The following is a 16,354-nucleotide window of genomic DNA, read 5'->3' as shown; positions in this document are numbered from 1 at the left end:
AATTGATAAATGAGGTGACTTCATGAACTGGTTAGAGTTAAGTTTTCATTCAACGCATGAAGCGTATGATTTAGTTAGTAATATTTTTATTGAGGCTGGTTCGAAGGGAGTCTTACTTGAAGATTCAAATACCGTAACAGAATCACATGAGGATCATTTTGGTGAAATTTATCGCCTAAATCCTAATGATTATCCAAGTGATGGAGTTATCATTAAAGGCTATTTAGCCGTAACGTCAGATATTGAAACACAGTTAGAATTTGTGAGAACGCAATTATTAAATTTAAAATTTGATAACTTTGACCATAATAAACTGGAAATCAAAATGTTAGATGAAGAAGACTGGGCAAATAGTTGGAAAAAACATTATACTCCAATTGAAATTACGAAGACGCTAGTGATTAAACCTTGTTGGCTTGAACCTACAACTGATCCTAATGTGACAGAGATTATGTTAGATCCGGGAATGGCCTTTGGATCTGGAACGCATGAAACGACACAATTATGTTTAGAATTGATTGAACAGTATGCCAATTCAAGTCAAGTCGTTGTTGATGTAGGAACTGGTTCTGGAATTTTAGCAATCGCTGCTTCAAAACTTGGATGTCGTTTGGTTTATGCGGTTGACTTGGACGCAATGGCAGTGATTCGTGCAAAAGAAAATATTGAAATGAATCATTGTCAAAACATTATCATTGAGAAAAACAATTTAATTGATGGGGTGGAGGCGTTATCAGAAGCTCCAACGTTAATGGTAGCTAATATATTAGCACCGATTATTATTAATATGTTAGATGATGTGGTGAAAGTATTACCACAAGGTCAAACGTTTATTTGTTCTGGTATTGTTGACCATGAAAAACAAGCAGTATTAGATGCTTTAGTTGCCCATCAATTTAAGATTGAAGAAGTGAGAGAAAAAAATGGATGGGTTGCGATTGTGGCAACATACGAAGGTTAAAGTCGAATTGGAGGCAACGTAATGCAACGTTATTTTTTAAAAAATCATCAGTTTCAAGCGAAACAAGTTCGAATTACTGATGAAGATGCTCATCATATCGCCCGTGTCATGCGAATGGAAGTCGGTGAGCGAATCATTGTTTGTAATGAAGATAAAGAATGTTATTATCTCACGATTACAGCCGTAACACCAGATGAAGTGACGGGAGAAATTGGTGAAGCAATTGAAAGTGATACGGAATTACCCATTGAGGTCACGATTGCCCAAGGGTTACCTAAAGGAGATAAATTTGAATGGGTCATTCAAAAGGCAACGGAGTGTGGAGCAACTAACTTTATGCCGGTAAGTATGGAACGTTGTGTTGTTAAACTAGATGCTAAAAAGGAAGTGAAAAAGGTTGAACGATGGAATAAGATTGCAAAAGAAGCTGCTGAACAGTCTCATCGTCAAGTGGTTCCAAAAGTTCATTCTGTTCATACCTTTAAGGCTTTCTTAGAACAATCTAAACATTACGATGTTTGCTTGTTTGCTTATGAAGAAACAGCCAAACAAGGTGAATTAGCTCAATTAAAACAAACGTTAGAAAATATAAAACCAGGTGCAACGTTATTGTTATTAGTTGGGCCTGAGGGAGGCGTTGGAGAAAAAGAAGTTGATTTATTAATCCAGCATGGATTTAAACCGTGTGCATTAGGGCCTCGCATTTTAAGAACAGAAACAGCACCGATTTACGCGTTGAGTGCGATTTCGTTTGCATTAGAATTTTAAATATCACAACAAGATTTGTCATAGGGAAAGGAATGATTTTATGCCGACTGTAGCATTTCATACATTAGGATGCAAAGTAAATCATTATGAAACAGAAGCAGTATGGGAGTTATTTAAAAATGAAGGTTATGAAAAAGTAGATTTTAAAGGTGTAGCAGATGTCTATATCATTAATACGTGTACGGTCACGAATACAGGAGATAAAAAAAGTCGTCAAGTGATTCGTCGTGCCATTCGTCGTAACCCTGAGGCCGTTATGTGTGTCATGGGATGTTACGCACAAACCAAACCAAAAGAAATTATGGATATCGAGGGCGTTGATATTGTGATTGGAACACATGGACGTGACCAAATTCCTCAATTAGTTCAAAAATATCGTGAAGAGCGTCAACCGATTTCACAAATTCAAAATGTTTTCAAGGTAGATGGATTTGAAACATTGAATGTTTCTCAATTCTCAGACCGTACGCGTGCAACATTAAAAATTCAAGATGGATGTAATAATTTCTGTACGTATTGCATTATTCCTTGGGCGCGTGGAACTGTTCGTTCTCAAAAACCTGAAATCGTTATTGATCAAGTTAAGCAATTAGTAGCGAATGGTCACTGTGAAGTCGTTTTAACAGGGATTCATACAGCGGCTTATGGTGAAGATTTAGAAGATTATAGTTTTGGTAAATTACTTCAAGACTTAATTAAAATTGACGGATTAAAACGTATTCGTATCTCTTCAATTGAGGCATCAGAAATGACAGATGATGTCATCACTGCCATGAAAATGTCAGATAAAATTGTGAACCATTTACATATGCCACTTCAAGCTGGATCAAATGAAATCTTAAAGGGAATGAAGCGTCCCTATACATTAGCTGAATTTGAGGCAAAGGTAAAAGAGTTACGTGAGTTATTTGACAATTTAGCAATTACAACAGATGTGATTGTAGGCTTCCCAGGAGAAACAGAAGAGCTATTTAATGAAACAGTTGAGACGATTAAACGTATCGGATTCTCTGAATTACACGTCTTCCCGTATTCAGTGCGTAATGGAACGCCGGCTGCGCGTATGGAAAATCAAGTCCCAGAAATGGTTAAGTCGATGCGAGTTAATAAATTATTAGCATTGAGTGAACAATTGGCTAAAGAATATGCAAGTTCTTGTGAAGGAAAAATTCTACAAGTTATTCCAGAAGAAGCCTCACATACAAAAGAAGGGTATTTAGTAGGGCATGCAAGTAATTATGTAAAAGTGGAGTTTAAAGGGGAAACGGATTTAATTGGAGAAGTTGTGCCAGTGAAGGTTGTAAAAGCAGATTATCCAATTTGTTTAGGGGAAATCGTGAAGTAACAGAATAATTAGAGGTGATGTCATGAATATTAAATCGTTATTCAATGTTGAACAAGATTTTGAGGTAACCGGTATTGCAACAGACAATCGTCAAGTAAAGCCAGGCGATTTATTTGTGTGTATAAAGGGATATACTGTTGATGGGCATCGCTTTGCTAAGTCAGCAGAAGAAGCTGGAGCTGTTGCAATCGTTTGTGAATATGAACTTGAAAATATTGCAATTCCTCAAATTATTGTCAAAGATACAGCAGTTGAACTTCCAAGGCTTGCGCATTTGATGTTTAATAAACCAACAGAAAAGCTAAATTTATTTGGATTAACTGGAACAAACGGAAAAACAACAACAGCCTATATTTTAGAGCATCTTCTAACTGGTTTTGAAGGGCATGTTGGATACATTGGAACAAATGGAATTCGCTATGCCAATCATTACATTGAACCTAAAAATACAACACCTGAGCCTTTAAGTTTGCAACGTATTTTTCATGAGATGGTTGAAGAGGGCGTAAAACAAGTTGCGATTGAAGTTTCTTCACATGCTTTAGAATTACATCGTGTTGATTACTGTCAGTTTAAAGTTGCATTATTTACAAACCTGACACCAGAACATTTAGATTTTCATCCAACGATGGATGACTATTTTGAAGCGAAATATAAGTTGTTTGAAATGTTAACTCCTGATGGTCATGGGATTGTGAATTTAGATGATGAGTATGGTGAAAAATTAGTTAATCGCTTAAAAGAAAGTCAGACTGCTGTTTATACATATGGAATTGAGTCGGATGCGGACTTTAAAGCAGAGGATATTCACATGACGTCATTTGGAACAAGTTTTAAATTGACATGCCCAGAAGGGATCTATGAGGTCCAAACACCGCTTTTAGGAAGATTTAATGTTTATAATGCCCTAGGGGCTATGGCTTCTGCCTATTCGGCTTCGATGCCAATGGAACAAATTATTGCGTTAATTAAAACATTATCGCCTGTTGATGGCCGAATGGAAATTATTAATGAGGGTCAAGACTTTACGGTTATTGTTGACTATGCTCATACGCCAGATGGGGTTGAGAAAGTGTTAGAGTTTGTGACCGGGATTAAACAAAATGGGGTCAAAGTTGTTATTGGATGTCCAGGAGATCGAGATCGTACCAAACGCCCAGTTATCGCTAAGTTATCCGTTGATTATGCAGATGATGTTATTTTTACAACAGATGATCCTCATTCAGAAGATCCGGTTGATATTTTGAATGAAATGGTTTCTGGAATTAAACCAATGAATTATGAAGTGATTGTTGATCGGATTGAAGCAATTGAAACTGCTATCAATAAAGCACAGAAAAATGATATTGTATTAATTGCAGGACGAGGTCATGAGCAAATCCAATATTGGAAAAGTGGGAATATTCGTTTAGATGATCGTGAAGTTGCGAAAGAAGTACTTCGTAGAAGATTAGAAAAGAATGCATAAAAAAGGACACCTTGTTGTAGTGACCCCAAAAAGTTGAACTAAATATTAAGCAGCCAATTGGCTGGTATGAATTCGGTATTGAACTGGACTCATGCCAGCCAATTTTCTTTTGATTCGTTTATGATTATAGTAGTCAATATATTCTTCAATTGCTTCTTTTAGCTCCTCATATGTTTTGAATGTTTTACCATAATATTTTTCTTGTTTAAGAATCTCGAAGAAATTTTCCATAGGAGAATGATCTAAACAGTTTCCTTTACGAGACATACTTTGAAATATGTTATTCTGTTTTAATGTTTGAACCCATTGTCTATGTTGATAGTGCCAACCTTGATCAGAATGAATCGTTGTTCGATATTTAGCTTGTTCAAGAATTGGAAGAACTTGATATAATGATTCCATGACAAAGTTTAAATCAGGTTTATGGCTAATTGAAAAAGATAAAATTTCACCCGTTGCCATATCCATTATAGGGCTCAAATATAATTTCTTTCCTTCTTGTGTTTTAAACTCCGTCACATCTGTTGTTAACTTTTGATAAGGATACGGTGTATTAAAACGGCGATTAATTCGATTCTTAGCCACTGTTCCAACAGTCCCTTTGTATGAGCGATATTGACGTGATTTACGACCAAACTTGACACACATTATCCCAAGCTTTTTCATGAGACGATATACTTTTTTATGATTGATTCTAATTCCTCTATTATAAAGCTCATCTTGAATTCGACGATAGCCGTAAGTCTCATCACTCTCTTTAAAAATAATTAAAATCAGCTCTTCAAGCTCTTGATCAGGATTTACTTGTTTCATCTTATTGACCCAATAGTGATAGGTTGATTTAGGAAACTTTGTGACCTTTAAAATGTCACTTAATTTAAAATTAGCCGTTAATTCTTGGATGATTCTTGTTTCGATTTGATTCTTTGGCTCCATGGCGTAATTCCATGGGCGTGACACTTTTTTAAGTATTCATTCTCGATTCTCAATAATTTAAGTTCTTCTTCTAATTGTTGTTCACGAGTTAAAGTTTTTGGTTGTTTAGATGCTTTTAATTTAGTCATAGGATTTTGAGGCCTTCCTTTCGATTTAAAGAATGCCTCTGCACCGTCTTTTAGAAAGTCTGCCTTCCAATTGGCAATCGTTCCTATCTCTGATAATCCAAAATGGATAGCAGTTTGACTATATGAAGCACCTGTTGTTTTCATATCGTTTAATACATTTAATTTAAATTCTCCAGTATATTCTTGTTTTTCTTTTCGTTGAACTCCACTTCTTCCAGTTTGTTTATATTGTCTAACCCACGTTTCAATTTGTGATTTACTTGGTATGTGATATTTTTTAGCGAGCAAACGGTAACCTAAAGTTCCCTGCAAATACTCGTTAACAACATGCAACTTAAATTCTGAGCTATATTTAGCCATAGAAAAGCACCCCTAACATTAGATTTTTAAGTCTAACATTTGGGGTGCACTACATGTCGGTGTCCTTTTTTAATGTCTTTTATTGCGCAATCTTTTTTTGAATTTTTTAAATTGTGGTAAAAGTTTGGTCCAAGCAAAGTAACCAATGGGATCAATCACGTAATCAAATTCTCCAATAAATTCGGTAAATTCTCCACCAAATCCTTTTTTAAATCGATATAGACCATATAATGGATCTGATTCATCTGTTTTCCCACTAATTCCAAAGAAGTCGTAAATTTCATATCCATCTTGTTTAGCGTCTGTTAAAGCTTTCCATTGAATTAAGTAGTTTGGCATGAATTCACGATAAACATTATCACTGGCTCCATATAAATACCATGCTTTATTGCCGAAATAAGTGGTAATAATCCCTGACATTGTAATCCCTGTTGGGTGTTCTTTATACAATTGTTCCACTTCTTTTAATTGTTGGGTAATATTTTGAAGTTTATTTTTTTCGGGTTCTAATTTATTAATTAGTTTTTGACGTTTCTTCTCATTTAATTCTGCATTTTGAAGTTGATTGTTTAATTGTTCGATGGTTGATGTGGTTTGATTTAGTTCCTCCGTTAAATTATTTAAGGCTTGCTCTGTATTAAGCTTAGCTAAGTAGAGTTTGCACATTCCATGAGGGGCTAGTGTGTCATACATTTCTTCAAAATAAGAAAGAGGACGAGTTAAGAATCCATCACGTTCTCCTGTGATACGCATAATTTCTTCAAATTTTGTTAAATCTTCACGTGATCCTTCTACAATTTCGATTCCTTTTTTTTGTGCTACTTTTAAATTGTAGCGTGTTTTTGTATGACAGCCTTGTAATAAGTTTTTTTCTTCTGGTTTTAAATCTAAGCGGAAAGTATATCGAGGTTGAATGCTAGAGTCAAAATCTTGTGTGAAGCCTAAATGTTTATAATTGAGGTTAAGCAAAGATTGAATTAGTGACTCATTTGGGAACGCCCCTTCTGCAATTTCACCATCGATGGTGCGATTAACGTATTTTAGGTCTGGATCGATTTTAAAGAAAATTGCTTTTTTTGATTTTGCGAAGTTTTTCATTCCTTCTGTAAAATCTTTTAATTGTTGTTCATTATTAAAGTCAAGCACAAATCCACGTGGAATATATAAAAATGGACGTTTGATGATAGGTAAAAAACGAATGAGAACTAACGCAGCTGCAACGAGTTCTCCTTGATCGTTTTCAAGTCCCACAGTTTCAAATGACCACTCGGGTGATTTTGATTTAAAAACACCCCACTCATAGGTTTGTAGAAAATGATTTTTAGGATGAGTTGACACAAAGTCATTAAATTTTTTAGCATCAATATTGGTTACAAATTTCATAAAACTCCACCTTCAGTTCAGTGTTTGTCCACCTTTTTATTATCGGTTATTATTATAACATAAAATCATTTTTATGATTTTTTTTTGTTTTATTTACAGAACGTAAAAGATGTTGTATAATATTACTGTTAATCGTAGCGAAGCGGAAGGAGGGTTAGTGGTGGCTAAAACTGTAGTTCGAAAAAACGAATCATTAGATGATGCATTACGTCGTTTTAAGAGAGAAGTATCTAAAGTAGGTACCCTTACTGAAGCTCGTAAACGTGAATATTACGTTAAACCGAGTATCAAACGTAAACAAAAATCAGAAGCAGCACGCAAGTCTGCAATCAAACGTAACAAATACTAATTTTAAATAGGTGATCTCAGTGGCATTACTTGATCAATTAAATGCTGACATGAAAGAAGCAATGAAAGCGAAAGAAAAAGATCGCTTATCAGTTATTCGCATGTTAAAAGCTTCACTTCAAAATGAAGCCATTCATTTAGGTGTTACAGATTTAAATGAAGACCAAGAACTTACTGTTCTTTCACGTGAAGTTAAACAACGCCGTGATTCTTTAAAAGAATTTAAAGAGGCAGCACGTGAAGATTTAGCAGCAAAAATCGAGCAAGAATTAACATACGTGAATGCCTATTTACCGGCGCAACTTACTGAGGAAGAGCTTAAACAAATTATATCTGAAACAGCTAAAATGATTAACGCAGAAAAACCATCTGACATGGGTAAGTTAATGGGTGCCGTTGTTCCTAAAACAAAAGGGCGTACAGACGGTGCTTTAGTTAGTAAATTGGTTAAAGCTTATTTAAGCCAAGAATAAAACACACATAATTGTGTGTTTTTTTATTATTTGCAAATAATAAAAAAAGATTATTAGATTTAATTCTAATAATCTTTTTGTTTTTATTTTTTTGTAGCTTTTAATGGACCTGTCCAAGCTGTTAATCCACCTTCGAGTTGGTAAATTTTCTCGTATCCTTTACCGTAAAGAACTAAAGCAGCACGTTTGCTTACTTTTCCTTTTTCACAATATAAGAAAATAGGTAAATCCTTGCGTAATTTTCCAGGATTACGAGTTAAAATAGCAAAAGGAATGTTACGAGCACCGTTAATATGTCCTTGATCAAATTCTTCTTTCTTACGAAGGTCTATTAACTGTCCCTTACGCATTTGCTCTACAAACTCTGCTTCTGTTAAGTTTACCACACATTTTTTCGATTCACGACGCATAGTAATCCATAATCCAACGATCAATCCTAAAAGAATTGCACTAATAATTAATGGCCAATTCATCCACATAACCTCCTTTATTCGCAACACCTTTTATTTTACAGAATTTCAGATTAAAAATAAAGCCCTTTTAGAGAAGTATCGTCGTATCACGAGAAAAGACGAAAAGAAATAGAAAGATAGAGTGTTTTTTTTTGTTCAATAGCGAGGGTGAAAAAGCTGATTTTAGGTCGAGAATAGGGAAAAATAGCTGTTTATAATAGACAATTTCTCCATTAATCGTTATAATTAAATACGGAAATGATTCTCATACTACTAAGGAGTAGTTTGTATAGTGTTCAAGGAGGATTTTTATGATTTCAAGTAACGATTTTAAAACAGGTATGACTATCGATTATGAAGGAAACTTATTCCAAATTATCGAATTCCAACACGTAAAACCAGGTAAAGGACAAGCCTTCGTACGTTCTAAATTACGTAACTTACGTTCTGGAGCTGTTATTGATAATACATTCAATGCAGGTGAAAAAGTTAAACGTGCACACGTTGAAAAATCAACAATGCAATTCTTATATTCAATGGGAGATGAGTATGTTTTCATGAACAATGAAACATATGAACAAATTGAATTAACGGCTGCTCAATTAGAGCAAGAGAAAAACTTCTTAGTTGATGGAATGGAAGTTAAAGTGATGAGCTACAACGGTGAAATCTTAGGAGTTGAAGTTCCTGAAAAAGTAACATTAGAAGTTGTAGAATGTGAGCCAGGTGTTAAAGGAAACACAGCTTCTAATGCAACTAAGAGTGCAACAGTTTCAACTGGATACTCTTTACAAGTTCCTTTATTCGTTGAAGTTGGAGATAAATTAATCATCAACACAAATGATGGACGTTACGTATCTCGCGGATAATTTCTTTGGAACATTATAAATTTTATCTTGAATAGGATAAAATATTGATATTATTATATTTTAAAGACTTTAAGAGCTTTGGCTTTTAAAGTCTTTTTTGTTCTTTCTCAAAGAGTATTGCATCTATTACAATGAATGACTTTAAGAATAAGCCTTGTGATGAAATGACTAGGTGTTTTTATTTTAGTTGAGTTATGTTTTGAGTTATGAGAATACGTATTAATAGCTCATAAAAGGAGTGAACTGTAGAGGACCCGCCACTCTGAAATTTTATTTTGTACCTCTAAAACAATCTCGTATTTTGTATGGTAGAAAGTATAACCGTTCTTTTCAATAATAAATGTTTTTGAGTAAATGTAAATCGATCATACACACAATCATAACACTGTTCCTTTAAATCTAGATCGATATCAGGGAGTGAGGTTTTGGAAATAACAATATGAGACGTTTTAAAATCATACTTTTTAATTGGAATCAAAAGAATTCCACACTGTTTCTATCATGAGTGGAGGGATAAGGCAAAATTTCTTTTTCAAAAAATTTAGTGAATTCATTTAATTTAACTGTTTCAACATCATATTAAGAAGGGTGAAGTTTTTATTTTTTGATTCCTGAATTATATAATTAAGTCAGACAACTGGTAAACGTATTTAATGGTAATAAAAAAGACATAGATGGTACACTTAATTCATCGCCAAACAAATTAAGGAGTTTTCATCTATGTCTTATCATCATCTTAACATAAATCAGCTGACAAATATAGAGTCAAATTATTATTTAGGAGTTAACGCTCGTGAATGTGCACGTCGCATGAACATTGGAAAAGACAAAGTGTATCGCTATTATCGCTTATTCAAACAAGGATTAACAGTTGAAGAAATCTACTCCACTTACAAGCAAAATAAAAAGCGTTGTGGGAGAAAAGAACGTGTGTTATCAGAACAGAAGTTAAAGAATATTCATGAGTTATTAGGTCAAGGGTGGTCATTAGATGCTATCGCGGGTCGTGATAAGATCATGGATCACTCAGAAAGAGTCTCGACTAAAACATTATATAAGCTTGTTAAAAATGGAGTCATTGACGCTAAAAAGCTCCGTCGAAAAGGAAAGAATAACCCTAAAAATCACAAAGAAACACGTGGGAGAATTAATGATTGTAAAACCATTCATGAGCGAGATAAGCAGTATCCTAAAGCTTCGATGAATCAAGAATATGGGCACTTTGAAGGGGATACCATTGTCGGTAAGAATCGTGAATCAGCCATTGTCACTTTAGTTGAAAAGAAAAGTAAATATATCGTACTATTAAAAGCAAGTCGTAAGAGTCAAGATGTCAAAGATGCGACATTAAATTGGCTAAATGAACAAGTTGAAATCGACATCAAAACAATAACCTTTGATCGAGGAAAAGAGTTTTCTAGATGGAAAGAAATTGAACAAGAAAGCAAGATACCTCTTGAGATTTACTTTAGTGATCCAGGAGCACCAGGACAACGAGGATTGAATGAGAATTCAAATAGTATCGTTAGACAAGATCTACCGAAATCCACGGATTTATCCGTACATTCACAAAAGAAATTAAATGAAATTGCGATGAAATATAATCGTGTACCCAGAAGATCTTTAAACTATTACACACCAGAAGAAATCATGAAAAAAGCAACTGGATTAGATTCACTCCTTCCAATTGCTTAGTTTGTGATGAATAATTGTCTGATTTAAATTGACAACTCAGGATTCAAAAAATTTCTAGTGGACTATGAGTGACACATTAAGATTTATCTTTTCGATATTGCTTTAGCTCATTACATTGTAACAGGAGAGAAACGTGATGTCTCTTTTTTTTGATGCCATGAAAAAAGACGTTCCTTCATCAGCATCATCAAATATGATAGAATCGATGAACTTCAGTGCTACTTTTGTTATAGCAATGAAAAAGAGGCCACAAGGACCTCTCTGGGCTAAAAAAATAATAATTATAACGATGTAAAAGGGTAATAGTTAATTAGTGTTAGGTGGACCACTTGATAATGGTCGATTATAATCTTATTATATTTAGGTAAAAAAAAGAAAGAATAAGGTGTAAAAGATGTCTCTTAATGTTGAAAATCACTTTGTATTCTAGTATTTAAATTTTTATAAAAAAAACGCCATAGGGCGCGTTCTAGTATCATGATCGGTGAATATGTCAGTGATTAATTGCTCTATAATCATGTCTTCATTCATTTTATGAAAATTAAGCTTACCTCCTAAGTATATCATATAAAAAATTTTAAAAAAAGAATGTTTTTATGTCGAAAATTCAGATAATATGAAGTTAACAAATTAAGTAACACTAAGGAGGAATGAAGAATGTTAGAAAAAATGAAACAAAATAAAGGTAAATACGGAGCGATTGGAGCAGTGATTTTAACAGGACTCATTTCAGGTGTGGCTTTAAAATCGTTTAAAGAGAAAAGAAGAAATGCAAAGATGCTACAAGAATTGGAAGATGCAGCATTTGAAAATTTTGATATCTAAGATGTTAGAATCTATGCTACTGGATGGATTAAAAAGAAAGGTAGCATCTGAAAAGTGATAATGTGATATTGCTTTTGTACTAATGATGATTCTGTTTGCATTCCGATAGATTTAAGTCCTATTATCAAAAGATAACTTGAGAAAAGACACATAGTTGTGTCTTTTTTAGCGTTGATTATGAAATTTATTTGGTAGTTCTAAATTTTTATCGCAAATATATTGCTACATTCTTGTAGGTTGTGATCATAGTCTATCACTTACGTCTTCAAAGTATGGGTTTAACTCGTAGATAATGAACGCTTTCTGGCATTGCTTCGTTATGGGGTAAGGTTTTAAATCCATTAACACATTAAAATCATCATGTTTTAGAGACTTTAGAGCTTCGACTTTTAAAGTCTTTTTTTATTTTCTTAAGGATAGGTTTTTAGTTCTGGAAGGGGGAGTTATAGGCTCTTTGAGTTGAGAAGTAAAGAATTTTCTTATGAAATTTCGACAGAGCATTCTAAAAATAGGAGGGATTCTGTTTGTAATTTGGGTAAAAGCTCATCTTTTTAATGATATGAATCCATAGCCTTGTAGATTTACTTCCTGAAGATCGTTTATTTGTTATTTTTTAAATAAGTTAAACATAGAGTTAAATAGCAAATTAAACGAAAGTATGAGGTGTAAGGGATGCCAATTGATGTGACTGAAATATTACAATTTGCCGGAATCGGATTCTTGCTAGGAATTATAGGAATGGTTTTTAAAAAGTTAGACATTGCAAAAGACGTCAGTGAGTTAATTACACTTGCTGGTTACGTCTATATGCTTATTTTTATCGTACAACTAATCGAAATATTAATGACCAGTTTACGAAATATCTTCATGTTGTAGAAGGAGTGGTGTGCCATTGATATTGTTCAAATCATCTCACTTGTAATTGGATGTGCACTTGTTTATTTGCTATTAGAAGAAGTAAATCCGAAATATGCTAAAGGATTTAGTCTTGTCTTGCTAACATTTTTTTTTATGGTCGCCTTACAAATTCTTTCCAAAATGATTGGTGACTTAACAGCAGTGTTCTTGAATTTTAATATTGAACAGCAGTATGTTACGATTATCATTCGTTTGATCGGAATTGTTTATTACGCTGAGTTTGTTAATTTTTTATTAACAGAAGCAAAGCTTGGTAATGTAGGGAAAATGTTTGAGTATATTGTAAAACTCTATTTAATCGGGTACAGTTTACCGATGATTATCACCTTATTTGAACTAATTTTATCAATATTGTAGTCTTTACGAACTAGGGGGTGAAGTATGAGTCAATTTAGTATGGATCTATCATCGTTTGACAATATTTGGGCCGAAATCTATTCACAATATGACTGGCTTGTACAAGCTGATTATCTTGATAAATCGAACTTACTAAAGGTTGAAAATTTTAATATAGTCGGTTTTTTTAAGTCAATTGTTGAATATGCCATGTATGAGTTAAATGTGAGTTTTTCTCAGTTTAAAATGATTTTAATTTTCTTATTAGTGATTGCGTTGTTTCAAAATATTCAAACAACGTTTTCAACACGATATGAAAAGATTACGAATACAGTCTTAAAATTAATTCTGATTGTACAATTATTTGGGTTATTTGTCTTTTATCACGACTATACGCTGGATATTTTAACAAGATATATGGATATTGTTGTGGCTGTATTTCCTATTTTATTATCGATGATTACCATTACGGGCGCACTTTGGAATCATGCCTTATTTCAGCCTGCTGTTGTATTTTTGATTAATGTCTCCTATTTTTTCATTAATGCTGTCAGTTTACCTTTGACGGTGATTGGAACAATCTTTGGTTTTGTTAATCAAATTGGTATTGAAGATTTATATAGTCGATTAACGAATTTTATTAATAAAATTGCCTTGTGGACACTGGGAGGCTATTTTGCATTCTTTTTAACGTTGATGTCCATCCAAAATGTCACGTTAAGTTTTGCGGATGGGTTGTTTTTTAGGACAACGCAAACTTTAATGAATTACATTCCAGTTATTGGGAGCCGTTTTACTGATACGGTTGTTTCCATTATCTCAACGTTATCGATTATGCGCAATAGTGTAGGCCTATTAAGTATCATCACATTGGTTATTTTTGTTTCTTTTCCTATTGTGAAGCTTGGAATTGCAACCATCTTGTTTCGATTACTAACAGCGATTATTCAACCACTAGTTAGTAAAGATTTTATTAACGTCTTAGATATTTTTAATACAGGTGTTATGAATTTATTAGTTATTACCATTATTATTGCTGTTATGTTTATCTTTACGTTCTTTATTATTTTATATAGTTCTAATATGATGTTAGTAACCAATTAGATAACATTTGACAAGATGTGAGGAGATGGGAAAAGAAATGATATATACATACGCCAAACAAATTATTGCCATGTTTTTTTTGATAGCTGTTGTCAATTTGTTGGTTATTCCGGCTTCTTATAAAAAGATAATTTCATTTTATCTTCATTTTTTTATTATAGTTATCATTTTAAAGCCGGTACTCAGTATAATGAATAATGAAGTTAGTTCATTTATTAATTCGATTACCTTCATTAGTGAGAGTGAGTTCGACGAATCTGTACAGTATTATCAGAGCAAGCTTGAGGAGGACTTAAAAGATCTTACCTTAGGTGAAGTTGATGCCTTGATACAAAAAGCTGAGGCACTCTGTGACGTCGACATTATCACATTCGAATTAGATGAAGTTCTAACCATACAAATGGTGGAAACTAGTAAAGAAGCGAAACTATGTGTTTCTAATCAACTAGGAATCGACCGAAACGATATTTTGTTTGAGGGGGGAGGTCAATGAAGGATGAGGGGATAAAAATCCCAGCAGTGTTTCAAAGTAGTATAAACGGATCAGGAGGGGGGACGAAGGAGATAAAAAAAACCTCGGATATATCACAAATGATTCAGAAGTTAAGAAAAATAGTCGCAGATTTAGGTCCGTTTGGAATTCTATCAGTTATTGCAGCCGTCTTTATTTTTACCACATTGTTTAATGGAAGTTTTGAAAACAACAGTGGTAAAACAACGACAAACGTACTTGAGACGAAACATCAAGAACAAATTAATACGTTATTTGCCTCAATAGAAGGGGTTACGCTTGAAAGTGTTAATTTGTCTTATAAAACTGTATCGGATTCTTCATCTGCAACAATCTTCGCTTCAAATCAAACAAATACTGTTTCAAATGGAGTTGTTATTGTGTATCGCGGAGTGCTCAAAGCACCTTATGATGTCACGAACGCAATCAGTTTGTTACTTGATGTACCAATCCATCAAATATCATTATTAAATGCATCTGAATTAGGAGGAAATTAAAATGAACAAAAATTCTTATGTTACAGCCGCATTATTTGTTGTCTTTGTCTTATTAACAGTTTTTTATATGGGAATGGAAGATCCAAAAGATTTAACAACTGGAGCAGGATCAACTCAAACCTTACCAAATGTTCAAATGGAAGTTAGCGAAACTGATGCGCAAACAGGTAGTGAGTTAGCAAGTGAAACAACGACAGAAGAAAATGTTACAACAGTTGCAACGGAATCGAATTCAATCCAAGTGTTACGTGTTGAACTTGAAAAACAACAAAGTCAAAAAGTATCAGAATTAAAAGAAGTAATTGCTAGTAAAGATTACGATGCAACAGCTAAAAGTGAAGCAAAAGATGATTTAGATAAATTAAATAGAGATCGTGAACATCAAAGCGCGCTTGAAACAATGATTAAATCAAAAGGTTATAATGATGTATTAGTTCGTGTTAATGAAGAAACGGTTCAAGTTATTGTACAAGTGGCAGATGAAAGTGCCTTTCCAGGAGTGGAAGAAGTGAATGAACTTTACATGATGGCTAAAACAGAATTTACAAATAATCCTGATGTAACCATTCAATTTCAACCGATTAACTAAATAAAAGATAATAAAAAAAATACCGACCCAAAAGTCGGTATTTTTTTATCCTAAAGCGTTAATTTTTTTGCTTAAACGTGATTTTTGACGAGCTGCGTAGTTTTTATGGCAAATTCCTTTTGCAACAGCTTTGTCTAATTTTTTGTTAGCTGTATTGTAAGCTTCTTTTGCAGCTTCGATGTTTTTGTTCTCAACAGCAACCTCAACAGCTTTGATAGCAGTACGCATAGATGCTTTGAAAGAAGCATTAAATTGACGACGTTTATCGTTTGTTTTAACACGTTTAATTTGTGATTTAATATTTGGCATTCAATTCACCTCCATTAATACAACAAAAATATTCTATCAAACCCATGTCTAAATTGCAAGAAGAAAATACAATATTTAA

20 protein-coding genes are annotated in these 16,354 nt (G+C 33.5%); 15 read left to right on the top strand and 5 right to left on the bottom strand.

The window, feature by feature from the left end; all coding sequences use genetic code 11:
- Positions 1 to 22: 22 nt before the first annotated feature.
- The 4 genes from prmA to HLK68_RS13275 are packed head-to-tail and all read left to right on the top strand — an operon-like array spanning position 23 to position 4,542.
- The gene (gene prmA, locus HLK68_RS13290) at positions 23 to 961 is read left to right on the top strand and encodes a 50S ribosomal protein L11 methyltransferase (RefSeq protein WP_006785255.1); all 939 of its coding nucleotides are present in this window, start codon (positions 23 to 25) and stop codon (positions 959 to 961) included.
- Between the two features lie 21 nt (positions 962 to 982).
- Positions 983 to 1,729, top strand: coding sequence for a 16S rRNA (uracil(1498)-N(3))-methyltransferase (locus tag HLK68_RS13285; RefSeq protein WP_006785256.1), 747 nt, complete (start codon positions 983 to 985; stop codon positions 1,727 to 1,729).
- Positions 1,730 to 1,769: 40 nt separating this feature from the next.
- The gene (gene mtaB, locus HLK68_RS13280; RefSeq protein WP_006785257.1) at positions 1,770 to 3,074 is read left to right on the top strand and encodes a tRNA (N(6)-L-threonylcarbamoyladenosine(37)-C(2))-methylthiotransferase MtaB; all 1,305 of its coding nucleotides are present in this window, start codon (positions 1,770 to 1,772) and stop codon (positions 3,072 to 3,074) included.
- 22 nt (positions 3,075 to 3,096) lie between these two features.
- A complete protein-coding gene (locus HLK68_RS13275) occupies positions 3,097 to 4,542 on the top strand; it encodes a UDP-N-acetylmuramoyl-L-alanyl-D-glutamate--2,6-diaminopimelate ligase (RefSeq protein ID WP_006785258.1) in 1,446 nt (481 codons plus the stop codon).
- 45 nt (positions 4,543 to 4,587) lie between these two features.
- On the opposite strand, the gene HLK68_RS13270 is transcribed toward HLK68_RS13275, so the two are convergent.
- From HLK68_RS13270 to HLK68_RS13260, 3 genes are all read right to left on the bottom strand, one after another.
- Positions 4,588 to 5,478: an IS3 family transposase gene (locus HLK68_RS13270; RefSeq protein WP_155062476.1), complete on the bottom strand. Its 891-nt coding sequence runs from the start codon at positions 5,476 to 5,478 to the stop codon at positions 4,588 to 4,590.
- Positions 5,433 to 5,966, bottom strand: a complete 534-nt coding sequence (locus HLK68_RS13265; RefSeq protein WP_006784566.1) for a helix-turn-helix domain-containing protein — start codon at positions 5,964 to 5,966, stop codon at positions 5,433 to 5,435. The genes HLK68_RS13270 and HLK68_RS13265 overlap by 46 nt, the downstream gene beginning before the upstream one ends.
- Before the next feature lie 69 nt (positions 5,967 to 6,035).
- A complete protein-coding gene (locus tag HLK68_RS13260; protein WP_006783842.1) occupies positions 6,036 to 7,349 on the bottom strand; it encodes a peptidoglycan bridge formation glycyltransferase FemA/FemB family protein in 1,314 nt (437 codons plus the stop codon).
- Positions 7,350 to 7,509: 160 nt separating this feature from the next.
- Between HLK68_RS13260 and rpsU the strand changes: the two genes are divergently transcribed.
- A complete protein-coding gene (gene rpsU, locus HLK68_RS13255; protein ID WP_039931013.1) occupies positions 7,510 to 7,698 on the top strand; it encodes a 30S ribosomal protein S21 in 189 nt (62 codons plus the stop codon).
- A 19-nt stretch (positions 7,699 to 7,717) separates the two neighbouring features.
- Positions 7,718 to 8,170, top strand: a complete 453-nt coding sequence (locus HLK68_RS13250) for a GatB/YqeY domain-containing protein (RefSeq protein WP_006783844.1) — start codon at positions 7,718 to 7,720, stop codon at positions 8,168 to 8,170.
- Between the two features lie 83 nt (positions 8,171 to 8,253).
- Here HLK68_RS13250 and HLK68_RS13245 read toward each other — a convergent pair whose 3' ends face one another.
- Positions 8,254 to 8,643, bottom strand: a complete 390-nt coding sequence (locus tag HLK68_RS13245) for a rhodanese-like domain-containing protein (RefSeq protein WP_006783845.1) — start codon at positions 8,641 to 8,643, stop codon at positions 8,254 to 8,256.
- Between the two features lie 290 nt (positions 8,644 to 8,933).
- Between HLK68_RS13245 and efp the strand changes: the two genes are divergently transcribed.
- The 9 genes from efp to HLK68_RS13200 all read left to right on the top strand — a co-directional run bounded on the left by efp (position 8,934) and on the right by HLK68_RS13200 (position 15,966).
- Entirely contained in the window at positions 8,934 to 9,491 is a 558-nt protein-coding gene (gene efp, locus HLK68_RS13240) for an elongation factor P (protein WP_006783846.1), read from the top strand.
- A gap of 720 nt (positions 9,492 to 10,211) precedes the next feature.
- Positions 10,212 to 11,186, top strand: a complete 975-nt coding sequence (locus HLK68_RS13235; protein WP_055164376.1) for an IS30 family transposase — start codon at positions 10,212 to 10,214, stop codon at positions 11,184 to 11,186.
- 657 nt (positions 11,187 to 11,843) lie between these two features.
- On the top strand, positions 11,844 to 12,011 hold the full coding sequence (locus HLK68_RS13230) for a hypothetical protein (RefSeq protein ID WP_006783303.1): 168 nt from the start codon (positions 11,844 to 11,846) through the stop codon (positions 12,009 to 12,011).
- Positions 12,012 to 12,683: 672 nt separating this feature from the next.
- Positions 12,684 to 12,887: a SpoIIIAC/SpoIIIAD family protein gene (locus HLK68_RS13225; protein WP_006783304.1), complete on the top strand. Its 204-nt coding sequence runs from the start codon at positions 12,684 to 12,686 to the stop codon at positions 12,885 to 12,887.
- A gap of 117 nt (positions 12,888 to 13,004) precedes the next feature.
- Complete coding sequence (locus HLK68_RS13220; RefSeq protein ID WP_129821770.1) at positions 13,005 to 13,286, top strand: stage III sporulation protein AD; 282 nt, start codon at positions 13,005 to 13,007, stop codon at positions 13,284 to 13,286.
- A 24-nt stretch (positions 13,287 to 13,310) separates the two neighbouring features.
- Positions 13,311 to 14,369, top strand: coding sequence for a stage III sporulation protein AE (locus tag HLK68_RS13215; RefSeq protein WP_006783306.1), 1,059 nt, complete (start codon positions 13,311 to 13,313; stop codon positions 14,367 to 14,369).
- Positions 14,370 to 14,394: 25 nt separating this feature from the next.
- Positions 14,395 to 14,862, top strand: coding sequence for a stage III sporulation protein AF (locus HLK68_RS13210; RefSeq protein WP_009607672.1), 468 nt, complete (start codon positions 14,395 to 14,397; stop codon positions 14,860 to 14,862).
- Positions 14,859 to 15,377 (top strand): hypothetical protein, encoded by a 519-nt coding sequence (locus HLK68_RS13205; protein WP_006783308.1) that lies wholly within the window; start codon positions 14,859 to 14,861, stop codon positions 15,375 to 15,377. The genes HLK68_RS13210 and HLK68_RS13205 overlap by 4 nt, the downstream gene beginning before the upstream one ends.
- A gap of 1 nt (position 15,378) precedes the next feature.
- A complete protein-coding gene (locus tag HLK68_RS13200) occupies positions 15,379 to 15,966 on the top strand; it encodes a SpoIIIAH-like family protein (RefSeq protein ID WP_006783309.1) in 588 nt (195 codons plus the stop codon).
- Between the two features lie 45 nt (positions 15,967 to 16,011).
- On the opposite strand, the gene rpsT is transcribed toward HLK68_RS13200, so the two are convergent.
- Positions 16,012 to 16,275, bottom strand: a complete 264-nt coding sequence (gene rpsT, locus HLK68_RS13195; protein WP_006783310.1) for a 30S ribosomal protein S20 — start codon at positions 16,273 to 16,275, stop codon at positions 16,012 to 16,014.
- Positions 16,276 to 16,354 lie beyond the last annotated feature (79 nt).

The sequence above is a fragment of the Turicibacter sanguinis genome (assembly GCF_013046825.1).
In the GTDB taxonomy this organism is placed as follows: Bacteria; Bacillota_I; Bacilli_A; order MOL361; family Turicibacteraceae; genus Turicibacter; species Turicibacter sanguinis.
Note: the sequence above shows the minus strand (reverse complement) of the source record. Positions and strands in the feature narration are given on the sequence as shown.

What these genes read in the sequence shown, in the direction of transcription:
- HLK68_RS13260 (WP_006783842.1), bottom strand. Translation starts at nt 7,349, where the DNA reads ATGAAATTTGTAACCAATATTGATGCTAAAAAATTTAATGACTTTGTG.
- HLK68_RS13235 (WP_055164376.1), top strand. Translation starts at nt 10,212, where the DNA reads ATGTCTTATCATCATCTTAACATAAATCAGCTGACAAATATAGAGTCA.
- rpsT (WP_006783310.1), bottom strand. Translation starts at nt 16,275, where the DNA reads ATGCCAAATATTAAATCACAAATTAAACGTGTTAAAACAAACGATAAA.
- HLK68_RS13205 (WP_006783308.1), top strand. Translation starts at nt 14,859, where the DNA reads ATGAAGGATGAGGGGATAAAAATCCCAGCAGTGTTTCAAAGTAGTATA.
- efp (WP_006783846.1), top strand. Translation starts at nt 8,934, where the DNA reads ATGATTTCAAGTAACGATTTTAAAACAGGTATGACTATCGATTATGAA.
- HLK68_RS13215 (WP_006783306.1), top strand. Translation starts at nt 13,311, where the DNA reads ATGAGTCAATTTAGTATGGATCTATCATCGTTTGACAATATTTGGGCC.
- HLK68_RS13225 (WP_006783304.1), top strand. Translation starts at nt 12,684, where the DNA reads ATGCCAATTGATGTGACTGAAATATTACAATTTGCCGGAATCGGATTC.
- HLK68_RS13275 (WP_006785258.1), top strand. Translation starts at nt 3,097, where the DNA reads ATGAATATTAAATCGTTATTCAATGTTGAACAAGATTTTGAGGTAACC.
- HLK68_RS13285 (WP_006785256.1), top strand. Translation starts at nt 983, where the DNA reads ATGCAACGTTATTTTTTAAAAAATCATCAGTTTCAAGCGAAACAAGTT.
- HLK68_RS13230 (WP_006783303.1), top strand. Translation starts at nt 11,844, where the DNA reads ATGTTAGAAAAAATGAAACAAAATAAAGGTAAATACGGAGCGATTGGA.
- mtaB (WP_006785257.1), top strand. Translation starts at nt 1,770, where the DNA reads ATGCCGACTGTAGCATTTCATACATTAGGATGCAAAGTAAATCATTAT.
- HLK68_RS13245 (WP_006783845.1), bottom strand. Translation starts at nt 8,643, where the DNA reads ATGAATTGGCCATTAATTATTAGTGCAATTCTTTTAGGATTGATCGTT.
- HLK68_RS13210 (WP_009607672.1), top strand. Translation starts at nt 14,395, where the DNA reads ATGGGAAAAGAAATGATATATACATACGCCAAACAAATTATTGCCATG.
- HLK68_RS13200 (WP_006783309.1), top strand. Translation starts at nt 15,379, where the DNA reads ATGAACAAAAATTCTTATGTTACAGCCGCATTATTTGTTGTCTTTGTC.
- HLK68_RS13265 (WP_006784566.1), bottom strand. Translation starts at nt 5,966, where the DNA reads ATGGCTAAATATAGCTCAGAATTTAAGTTGCATGTTGTTAACGAGTAT.
- HLK68_RS13270 (WP_155062476.1), bottom strand. Translation starts at nt 5,478, where the DNA reads ATGGAGCCAAAGAATCAAATCGAAACAAGAATCATCCAAGAATTAACG.
- prmA (WP_006785255.1), top strand. Translation starts at nt 23, where the DNA reads ATGAACTGGTTAGAGTTAAGTTTTCATTCAACGCATGAAGCGTATGAT.